We start from the raw sequence: 11,101 nt of genomic DNA on the forward strand, positions 1-11,101 counted from the left end.
TAAAATCCCAAAAACGCTTTATAGAATCAATCTCATATAATTTTCTATATTAAATAATCTCCTTGCCATATTTATTAGCAAAGAGATTATTTATATAACTATCTAATTTCAATTTTTCTACGGTAAACTATTTTAACTATTTTTTCAAGTTCTTCATTTAAAGCAAGCTGTACTAATTTATTACCTTTTAATTTGAATGTATACACTTTTAATCCTTTTATATTATTGTTAAACAATGCTTGCTTTTTATCTATATTATTAGACGATTCATATACACTCTCAACATCTTCAATGATTATCTTTTGAGCAGTTTTTCTTTTGCTTCCAGCATAAATTTTACTTATATCTATATTTCCATTATACAATTCATATTCATAATCTACAAATGAGAAATATGTTACAACAAAAAATATCAATGCTGCAATTTGTATTACTAATGCTATAATTGGCCATACAAAGAAAAATATAAATAATCCTAATAAAATTACAGCTATTGTTATAATCTTTACATTTTTAAAAGATTGCTTGTCTTTATCACATGCAATAAATTGCTCTAGAAATACCTCCATATATTACCACCCTTTCTAGATAAAAAAATATCTATATTGAAATTTTATCTTACTTTATACGATTTCATTATACTCTATATTAATATATATTTCATAGGATTAATCTATATATTAATACATATTTATATATAATTCCAAATAATCTAGTGAATTCGTCTAAATAAATTGCTATTTGTGTCATTAAAAATTTTTAATCAATCTATAATTTATGTGTTATAATATACATATATTACCATTTATTGTAGGAGGGTATATAACTAATGGGACTTAATGAGATTATAAAAGTAGGTACAAACATAAAGAAAATCCGTAAAGAAAAGAATATTTCACAAAAAGATATGGCAAAGAAATTAAATATGCCATCTTCTACTTATTCCAATTATGAAAATAATAATAGAGAGCCCAGTGCAAAAAGTCTTATAAAAATAGCAGAAATACTAAATGTAAATCTGAATGATCTTTTGACTCTAAACAAAACTAATACTAAATCATCTGAAAAATATCTCTCTGATAATATTAATACTATTGAAGTTATTGAAAATCTTATAAAACTTTGCGAATTCAAAATAAATTTTAATAAACCATCAAATGATGATACTGAACTAGAATCATCATTAAAACTTGCAATAAAAAATAACACTATTCCTCTAACTTATATAAGTAATGGATATGGTAATCTTGATTTAACTAATGCCGAATTTATGAAATTTACAGATAAAATACTCCGTTTTGTTAAATTTGAAGTAAATGAGCTTATAGCAAATAAATCTTCATAATTTTAACTATCTGCTTTTTTAATTTATTCAATACTGATTATGAAAGGCTGCTTTTATGAAATTTAATATACAAAAAAGCTGTCGCACAAAGATTAAATTATACCATATACATATATAATGTTAAATAACTTAATTAATATGCTGCATATGGTTATTGGATTTTTTAATACGACAGCTCCTTGACTATTTTTTTATTCCCATAACTTTATATATATATTCCATATCAACAGATTTTCTTATCTCATCAGCAAGTATATCATATTGAGTTTGCTTATATTCTTTTATATCAAAAGTCTTAAAATTTTCAATTTCTAAACCTTTATTTTTAAGAATAGCTTCTATAACAGCTCGTGAAACACTATCTCTGTCAAAAATTCCGTGAATATAAGTTCCATATACATTTCCTTTATTCACAATATTTTTATTATTAGTGGTGTCACCCATATGAATTTCATAACCTTCAAATTCAAGTCCTGAAAGACTACTGAATATTCCGCTGACAGTTTCAAGCTTTCCCTCAACTCTTACTGTAATTTTTTCCTCTTCAAAAACAGTATCACATGAAAGAAGTCCAAGACCAGATATTTCTCCTCCATTTTCAACATTGTGAGGGTCCCTTAAACTAAGTCCTAACATTTGATAGCCCCCACATATTCCTATGACAGGTTTACCTTTTGAAACATGCTTCATTATAGCAGCTTCTAACCCACATTCCCTAAGCCATATTAAATCTGATATTGTATTTTTAGTTCCTGGAATTATTATTAAATCTGGATTTTTTAATTCTTTGACTGACCCTACATACCTTAAAGATACTCCATTTATATATTCTAACGGATTAAAATCTGTAAAATTAGATATTCTAGGAAGTCTTATTACTGCAATATCTACAAGTGCATTTTTTTCTCTGATATTAAATCTCTCTGTCAAACTGTCTTCATCATCAACATCCACATCTATATATGGAATAACTCCTGCAACAGGAACATGTATTGCATCTTCAAGCATTTTTAATCCAGGCTCCAGTATAGATTTATCTCCTCTGAATTTATTTATTATTGTTCCTTTAACTCTTTTCTTTTCTTCCTCTTTTAAAAACAGCATTGTTCCTGCAAGTGATGCAAAAACACCACCTCTATCTATATCTCCTACTATAAATACAGGTGCATCAGCCAATTTTGCCATTCCCATATTTACAATATCATCTTCATTAAGATTTATTTCAGCAGGACTACCAGCTCCCTCAATAACTATAATGTCATTTTCCTCTGAAAGTCCATTAAATGCTCTCATTATATCAGGTATAAGCCTCTTCTTCTGAGCGAAATAATCCTTTGCACTCATATCTCCTACAACTTTTCCATTTACTATAACTTGTGAACCAGTATCACTGGTAGGTTTTAATAATATTGGATTCATACGTACATCAGGTTCTACTCCTGCTGCTTCTGACTGCATAACCTGTGCTCTCCCCATTTCAAAACCATCTTTAGTTATGAATGAATTTAACGCCATATTCTGAGATTTAAATGGCACTACTTTGTACCCATCCTGCTTAAATATTCTGCATAATCCAGCTGCTATGAGACTTTTACCTGCATTTGATGCTGTACCTTGTATCATTATTGTTTTTGCCAAATACTTATCCTCCCTCTATTCAATTAAATATTTTCAATGATTAATCCTAATCTAAATTATATTTTCCATAAGACTTTCACTTTCTTTTCTCCTTTTATCCACAACTGCTCATCTATTTCAATAAAATATCCACAGCAGTTATCCACTTGCCAACAATAGAATTCCTTATTAGGATATGAATATTTATCTAACACAGACATTATAGTTCCACCATGAGCTATTATTGACGCATTTCTAATTTTATTTCTTATAATGTTAGAGATTATTTTATCAAATCCTATAATACTTCTTTTTTTAAAATCTTCTTTGCTTTCTCCATTAGGAAAAGGAAGTTTTCCATTGCTGTCAATCCATTTTTGATAATCTTCATTTCCATCAAGCTCTTTATAATTCTTATTTTCAAAATCTCCAAAATCGCATTCTTTTAATTCTTCAATTATTATCGGTTTTAATCCATTATAAATTATATTCGCAGTTTCAATACATCTTTTTAAAGGACTTGAATAAATATGCGAAACTTGTGTAAATTTCTTACATTTTGCTAGATAAATTCCTTCTTCACAAAGAGATTCATCCGTTTTTCCTATATATCTTCCATGAAGATTTCCTTCTGTTTTAGAGTGCCTTATTAACGATATTTTAATCATTCTTATCACCTTTAATAATTGTTCCAATACTGCATATAACTCTATGTACTTCCTTCGATTTTTTAGCTACATCACAACATATTCTTCCCGTAACTTCACGATATCTTCTTTCAAATTTATCTATTGGAACAATTCCATATCCTATTTCATTTGATATTACAACTAATTTTTTATTGTGCTCAAACATTCTATCTATTTTTTCTTTAACAGTTTCATCATCATATAATTTTAACAATTCTCGTATTAGAATATTGAAATTATAAATTACTGGTCTTTTATCATTTAATATTTCATCTATTTTTAAATTTCCTCCTATATCTAAGCAATCAATTACATCTTCATTATCAAATTTAGTAAGATTTAATGCATAATTGAGTTTACCCTGATATTCTCCACCAATTATAAAAATCATCTATTTTTCTCCTATTCATATATGAATATATTTTATAAAAAATTTATTATTTTTTCACCTAAAACAACAGCTATTAACATTAATAATTCACACATTTGAAGAAAATATCCAGCTAAATCTCCAGTAATCCCAGAAAACTTTTTTATAGACATATGTTTATAGTAAAAAAACATAAAAAATGCACTTAAAAAACTTATGATTCCTAATATTAAATCAATATATAACATTCCTACAACACATGCTAAAATATAAAAATACATAGTAACCTTAACAATATTTTTTTGTGCAGCATCTGAGAATCCAGCAGCAAGTCCGCTCTTTTTTGCACATGGAAAAGTTACTATTGAAAGTCCACTTAAAGCACGTGACAGAATAAAACCAATACACAAAATAAATAAAGATTTTCTACTGACTTCACTCCATGCACCAAAATCAATAATGAAATAAATAACACAGCTTATTAATGCAAAAGCCCCTATGTGTGAATCTTTCAAAATCTCTAATTTTCTTTCTACAGGCTGATATGAATTTATAGCATCCATTGTATCAACAAATCCATCAAGATGAATTCCCCCTGTTATAAGTACTGGCATAATAGTCAGTAAAGCTGTTCTAAAAATATCACCAAATTCTAATTTATAGCTTATCATATATACAGCATATAAAAGCATTCCTATAGTTCCACCTACTAAAGGGAAAAAGCACATTGCATATTTCATGCTCTCATTATTCCAGTCAGTTTTAGGCATTGGTATCTTTGAATACATTGAAAATGCTATTTTAAACGAATTCCACATTTTATACAGAACCCCCCTTATGATAAACAGGAATAGAATACACAACCTCAATAACATTATCAGCTTCTTTTCCAATTTCTTTGTTTATTTCTCCAATGTATTTTATATATTTCATTGTTTCATCGTCATAGTTAATTCCATCAGAAAATACCTCATTTGTAACTATAATAAAATTTTCACATTCATCTTTAACTTTTTTTACACCATCCATAATGGCCTTTACAGTCTTATTTCCTGCCCCATCTTCAAGATACATCTCATTTGCCACAAGATTAGACATACAATCCAGAAGTACTGTTGAATTTTCAGGAACTATTACCTTTTTCAAATCTTTGAAACATTCTATAGTCTTAAAGTTTTTCTTTTCCCTCATTTTTTTATGTCTTTCAATTTTTTTAAATGATTCATCGTCATAAGGAAACATGGTTGCAATATACATTAAATTCTTTGACTTATATGATACTGATAAATTTTCAGCAAATTCAGATTTTCCGCTTCCACTTCCTCCTGTCACTAATGTAAACATCTATATCCTCCAAATATACTAACTACTATTAAATAAAATATAGTTCTTCTTTATCTTAAAAATATTTTTGTACTTTTGATTAAAATTCACATATACATTATTAAATCTTACTTATGATTTAAATCTAGCCAGTTATGACAATGGTTTATATTCTTCAATTCCAATATCATCAAAACTGCTCATTTTATTATAAACAGTACATGCCATATCTAATATTGGAAATAATGCTACTGCTCCACTTCCTTCTCCAAGACACATTTCACACGTTATAAATGGTTTTAAGCAGAGTGCATCAAGAAGCATTTTACCTGCTGGTTCTTTTGAAACATGTGACGGAATCATATATTGATTTATTTTAGGTTCAATTTTTGAAGCAGTTAATGCTGCAACTGCTGATATAAATCCATCAATTACTATGGGAATATTGTATACTGCACCACCTATGAATACACCAACAAGTCCTGCAATATCATACCCCCCAATTTTAGATAACACATCAATTGGATCATTTGAATTTGGTTTATTTAATTTTATTGATTCTTTTATAACATTAATTTTTCTTTCCAATCCTTCACATGTTAGCCCTGCCCCTTTTCCTGTAACCTCTTCCACAGGTTTATGTAACAATACTGAAGCTATTGCACTGCTTGTGGTAGTATTCCCTATTCCCATTTCACCAGTTGCCACAATATTATATCCACATTCTTTCATATATCTTACTAAATCGATTCCTGTTTCAATAGCCATGACTGCTTTTTTTCTGCTCATTGCAGGACCTTTAAGCATATTTTCTGTGCCATATGCTATTTTTCTATTCAAAATACAAAATGGTTTTATTTCTTTATCTTTACCTAAGGATTTATCCATGTCTCTATATATTCCAATATCAACTGGAAACACATCCACTCCTATAGACTTAGACATTATACTTACAGTAGCTTTTTCATTTGTAAAATTTTCCGTAACATTTGCAGTAACCTCCTGACCAGTCTGAGTAACACCTTCATTAACAACTCCATTATCTGCACACATAATTATTAAAGCCTTTTTATTTAATTTTACTGTACTATTTTTAGTTATACCTGCTATTTTTATTATGGCATCTTCAAGTAATCCCAGACTTTTTAACGGTTTGGCAATGCTGTCCCATCTCTTAGCTGATTCATCTATAGATTTCTTATCTAAATCCTTTATATTTTTTAAAGCTTCCTCTAATGTCACAATTAATCCCCCATAACTAATTTTCTAATTTAAATTTTCATATATGATTTTTACACAAAAACTTAAATCTATAACTATAAAATACTATTATTAATAATAACATATAAAATCTATTTATATTCTAATTCATATCTTTTAATATTAAGAATTTTTGTAATTTTTAACTTAATTAAAATAGAGCCTAGTACCAGTAATTCTTAACACTAGTACAAATGGCTCTTATTTCATCTTAATTTTTACATATTAATATTCAATTTTAAGCATATCAACTTGTATTTCATCATATTTATTAACATATGCAAGCATTTTTCTTCCTGATTTAGTAAGCATCTTTTTCTTTTTTCCAAAAATCAACACAGTTCCACTATGAATTGTTTCTGCTTCAATTGTTCCTCCTTCATCTACCTTAAGCTTGGTTACTATTCCCGCTTCACTTCCAACATTTTTTAATTTTAAATGTTTCTTTGCAATTAAGGTTCCACCCCTAACAGCAGAATCAACATCTGTAAATTCTATCTTATCAACAGCTCTTAATGTAGATAAATAACTTCCTGGTCCTGTAATTAATATATTACCTGTACAAACTACATTACTATTTTGAACATAGTATGCTTTAATATCTGAAGAAATTTCACATTCATCACCTAAATAATTTATTTCTTCTTTTATTATATTTTCGAAATCATATAATTCACTTATAGATACAATTCTAAATGCATTTATTCCAACTATCTTATTCCTTATAAAATCTAGAATTTCGCTTTCTTTTATTCCAAAAGTAATATTATAAGTTATAACTTCCAACGCAATTTTAGGAATTTCTTTATATCTCTGTTCAACAAGAATTTTAAATAATTCTGCAATTTTTCTATTTGGAGCTCTTTCTGCCATCTTTTCAATTGTTTTTACTAATGATTTCATTTCATCATAAAAATCATTTAAACATTCAATGTACGCACTTTTTTCCGCATCATATCCTCCTGCAACAACATTAGATTGTATTATATTTCTAGCAATAATGCTTCCTTTAGCTTTCGCCTTTGATAATGTTATATCCTTACGTACTAGTAACATTCCATGACAAAATACTTCCATACCTTCTTCAATTGTTCCATTTACTTCAACATCACCAACAAACTTTATATTTCCAGATTTTATATCTACATTATTCACAGTATATGTAGAATTAATTGAAAAGACTCCATTCTTCATATTAGGACGTCCTTCTTTAATAGCTATGACTTTGTTATTTTCCAATTTGCATCCATTTCCAGCCTTTATTGGTTTATTTCTAGCTATCTGCCTTTTAACTTCACGTCCATAAATATCAATTCCATCTTCACCTTTCTTGCCTGGTATCTTTTGAGCAATGACTTTTCCTGATTCAACATTAGAAATTGACTTCACATTTTTATAATCTATTGTTTCATCCTTATTATCTTGATTCAAAACAATTTTTTCTTCTAAATCGAAATATAATTTTATTTCATCTTCAATATCATCTTGTGGTCTTACTCCCTTTACTATAAGAACATATTCTTCTGAACCAGATTCACATAATTCATATATTTTATCATAAAGTATTCCATTTACAATCTTATTTTTTTTCAATTCTTCTATTATTTCATGTACTTCATATTTTTTAATATCTCCTGATTGCACTTTCTTGGACTTCAATATCATTTCTTTTGTAACTTTTTTATCTATAAGTTTATATACATATGAAGGTCTATAGCTAATTTTTGCATAAACCTCCATTTTATCTTCTGAAACCTTAAATTGGAAGTCCTTTATTGGTTCAGTTTTTTCTTCTACATATCTTAAATTGTCAAATTGATTTACATTATATGTTACTTCTCTATCACATTTAACATCATTTATATATAAATTGATTCCTCTACACGATCTTATTTTAAATACTTCTGCTTCTACGGAATTACTTATAATTTTTATTAAACCATCTTTAACCATTATTCCTGATTCTGTTTCATCAATAATTTTAAGTAATTCTTCATCTTCTTTCTCAACATTATCTTTTTCTTTAATTTGTTTTTGTTTCTTATCATCAATTTCTTCTTTTGATTTTGTAAAATCCAAATCATATCTAACTTCAATTGTTGTTACTTTGTTGAATATTCCACTCTTTTTTACAACTTTATAATCTAGATTTTCCTTTTTAATACCCAGCTCAGATTCTGCTGCTTTTAAACATTCATCTACATTTTTTCCATAAAATAATACGTTCATTTTTATCACCTCTCATATTATTTAAATAGCCCTTATACACCGTATTCTTTTATATAAATTATAACATACAAATTTATCATATTTTACAAATTTGTTGTTTTTTATATCACTTTTTCTTTATTATAAATATTGTTTTTATTTATTTTCATGATTTTTTATATTATTTACCTGATTTTTAAAATTAATTTAAAATTTCTATAAAATATAATAAACATATAAACACTATATTTCCTATTAAAAATAACTCAAAAACGTAAAATACTGAATTATATTAATATACTATGATAGTACATTAAAATGATTAATAAAGAAATTACCAAAGTTGAAATGGCTAAATTATTAGGAGTAGGACGTGCTACTCTTTACAGATGGATAAAATTATATACAAACAGCTAGAATATTTAAATGTTTATTTTTAATAATATTGTGCTATAATATAGGTATAAAAAAGTGCCATGCTACCAACATGACACTTCCTAGAACGTTTTTCGATTTTAGGGCTATTAGATTAATTGATTGTTTTTGAAAAGAATGCTATTTGATGGGAGTATTCTTTTCATTTGTTTTAAAAGAAAATTTAAAACCTTTTATGTTAATCTCAAGATTAAATTCACAATTTTTAGAATTATGTTTTAATGCTCGTAATATCAGTATCAATATTATCGTTGATACTGATATTATTAACATTCCAATAATCATCTCTAACACCACCCCCTTAGACTATTATTTCTAATAGCCCAAGGTGGCTAAACGTGTCTCAAAACCACCATTCCCATCCAATGGTTTTATTTATGAAGTCATTATATCACGTTATATTATCTTTTTCTATTTATATTTATTCATTATATAATAAGTCTTACTCTCCATACTTTATAAAAATCCCATTTGGGCATATAGAATAATTAAATCTCTTGCTTATAAACTATGAATTTCTATTTAATGTAAAATAAAACTGTAACGAAATGCAATCCAAAAGTGTAACACTTAATAAACTAAAAAATCCATTGTAACACCCTTCCCAATAATATATCCTTAAGGTTGATGAGAACTTAAGGAGGAAGAAAGGATGTTAACAATGGACGATATTAAGTATATCAAACGAATGTATGAATGTGAAGGAATTTCTATACGCGAAATCATGCGTAGGACAGACTATCATTATGAAACTGTGAAAAAATATATTGATAGGAATGATTTTAATGAACCAATACACATGCCTAAGAAGCCAACTTCTTTATTAGATCCACTAAAACCTGTCATAGATCAATGGCTTATTGATGATTTAAAAGCACCTCGAAAGCAACGCCACACAGCTAAAAGAATTTTTGAACGTTTACAGGAAGAATATCCTGATAAACTTGAAGTAAAACTTCGTACGGTTCAATATTATGTATCAAAAAAGAAACAGGAAATTTTTAAATTACAATCCAAAGCATATATTCCTTTATACCATCCGCCAGGCGAAGCACAAGTTGACTTTGGACACTTTTCATACATAAATAATTCTGGAGAAATGATTGATGCATTGAAGCTTACTATGTCTTTCCCATATAGTAATAAATCATATTGTCAAATATTTGGTGGAGAAAACCAGCAATGCTTATTGCAAGGAATGAAGAATATTTTTGAATATATTGGTAAAGTTCCTTATCGAATTATATTTGATAACTTATCAGCAGAAGTTACACATATTGGAAAAGGACATACTAGAACACTAACTGATGGATTTAAGAAATTTATGGCTCACTATAAATTTGAAGCAGCTTTTTGTAATGGAGCATCTGGATGGGAAAAAGGAAATGTGGAAAATAAGGTAGGTTATGAACGAAGAAATATGTTTGTTCCAGTTCCTACAATACTAGATTTTCAGGAATTTAATACTAAACTTTATGAGTGTTGTGAAAAAGATGCAGAACGTAATCACTATGTGAAAAATATCTCTATTAATCAATTATTTTTAGAAGATTTAAATTCTATGAAACCAATAAATGAGATTCCTTATGATGTATTTATTTTAGAGCCAAGAAAAACAGATAATTATGCAAAAGTTATTTTTGACAGTAATCTATATTCAACTTCACCTAAATATGCTCAAGATACTGTATATGTAAAAGCCACAAGCGATAAGGTAATTATCCTAAATCAGTCTTATGAAGTTATTAGGGAGCATCCTAGGCTTTATGGTAAGGGAATGGAATCAATGAAATGGATTCCATATATAGAATTAATGTCAAAACGTCCAACAGCGTTGAAATATACTTCTTTTTA

11 protein-coding genes and 1 pseudogene are annotated in these 11,101 nt (G+C 27.6%); 3 read left to right on the forward strand and 9 right to left on the reverse strand.

Annotation, left to right across the window (positions count from 1 at the left end; all coding sequences use genetic code 11):
• Window positions 1–98: 98 nt before the first annotated feature.
• Window positions 99–569, reverse strand: coding sequence for a hypothetical protein (locus tag Q0F58_RS14095; protein ID WP_294377782.1), 471 nt, complete (start codon window positions 567–569; stop codon window positions 99–101).
• Window positions 570–829: 260 nt separating this feature from the next.
• Between Q0F58_RS14095 and Q0F58_RS14100 the strand changes: the two genes are divergently transcribed.
• A complete protein-coding gene (locus Q0F58_RS14100; RefSeq protein WP_294377786.1) occupies window positions 830–1,345 on the forward strand; it encodes a helix-turn-helix domain-containing protein in 516 nt (171 codons plus the stop codon).
• Window positions 1,346–1,528: 183 nt separating this feature from the next.
• On the opposite strand, the gene Q0F58_RS14105 is transcribed toward Q0F58_RS14100, so the two are convergent.
• From Q0F58_RS14105 to Q0F58_RS14135, 7 genes are all read right to left on the reverse strand, one after another.
• Window positions 1,529–2,983 (reverse strand): cobyric acid synthase, encoded by a 1,455-nt coding sequence (locus Q0F58_RS14105; protein WP_294377788.1) that lies wholly within the window; start codon window positions 2,981–2,983, stop codon window positions 1,529–1,531.
• Between the two features lie 56 nt (window positions 2,984–3,039).
• Entirely contained in the window at window positions 3,040–3,630 is a 591-nt protein-coding gene (locus Q0F58_RS14110) for a histidine phosphatase family protein (RefSeq protein WP_294377791.1), read from the reverse strand.
• Complete coding sequence (locus Q0F58_RS14115; RefSeq protein WP_294377795.1) at window positions 3,623–4,042, reverse strand: bifunctional adenosylcobinamide kinase/adenosylcobinamide-phosphate guanylyltransferase; 420 nt, start codon at window positions 4,040–4,042, stop codon at window positions 3,623–3,625. Before Q0F58_RS14115 ends, Q0F58_RS14110 begins: the two co-directional genes overlap by 8 nt.
• Before the next feature lie 32 nt (window positions 4,043–4,074).
• Window positions 4,075–4,839: an adenosylcobinamide-GDP ribazoletransferase gene (locus Q0F58_RS14120; protein WP_294377798.1), complete on the reverse strand. Its 765-nt coding sequence runs from the start codon at window positions 4,837–4,839 to the stop codon at window positions 4,075–4,077.
• 1 nt (window position 4,840) lies between these two features.
• Window positions 4,841–5,365: a bifunctional adenosylcobinamide kinase/adenosylcobinamide-phosphate guanylyltransferase gene (locus Q0F58_RS14125; RefSeq protein WP_294377801.1), complete on the reverse strand. Its 525-nt coding sequence runs from the start codon at window positions 5,363–5,365 to the stop codon at window positions 4,841–4,843.
• A gap of 132 nt (window positions 5,366–5,497) precedes the next feature.
• Entirely contained in the window at window positions 5,498–6,586 is a 1,089-nt protein-coding gene (gene cobT, locus Q0F58_RS14130; protein WP_294377806.1) for a nicotinate-nucleotide--dimethylbenzimidazole phosphoribosyltransferase, read from the reverse strand.
• Between the two features lie 243 nt (window positions 6,587–6,829).
• Complete coding sequence (locus tag Q0F58_RS14135; protein WP_294377809.1) at window positions 6,830–8,833, reverse strand: flagellar assembly protein A; 2,004 nt, start codon at window positions 8,831–8,833, stop codon at window positions 6,830–6,832.
• 288 nt (window positions 8,834–9,121) lie between these two features.
• Between Q0F58_RS14135 and Q0F58_RS14140 the strand changes: the two are divergent.
• Window positions 9,122–9,229, forward strand: a pseudogene (locus Q0F58_RS14140) (helix-turn-helix domain-containing protein); the annotation flags it as partial.
• 138 nt (window positions 9,230–9,367) lie between these two features.
• Here Q0F58_RS14140 and Q0F58_RS14145 read toward each other — a convergent pair.
• Window positions 9,368–9,532, reverse strand: coding sequence for a hypothetical protein (locus tag Q0F58_RS14145; protein WP_181039407.1), 165 nt, complete (start codon window positions 9,530–9,532; stop codon window positions 9,368–9,370).
• A 367-nt stretch (window positions 9,533–9,899) separates the two neighbouring features.
• On the opposite strand from Q0F58_RS14145, the gene istA reads away from it, so the two are divergent.
• Window positions 9,900–11,101 (forward strand): IS21 family transposase (istA, locus tag Q0F58_RS14150; protein WP_294377821.1); only part of this gene is annotated, 1,202 nt, incomplete at its 3' end.

The organism is uncultured Clostridium sp. (genome assembly GCF_934754915.1).
Classification (GTDB): Bacteria; Bacillota; Clostridia; order Clostridiales; family Clostridiaceae; genus Clostridium.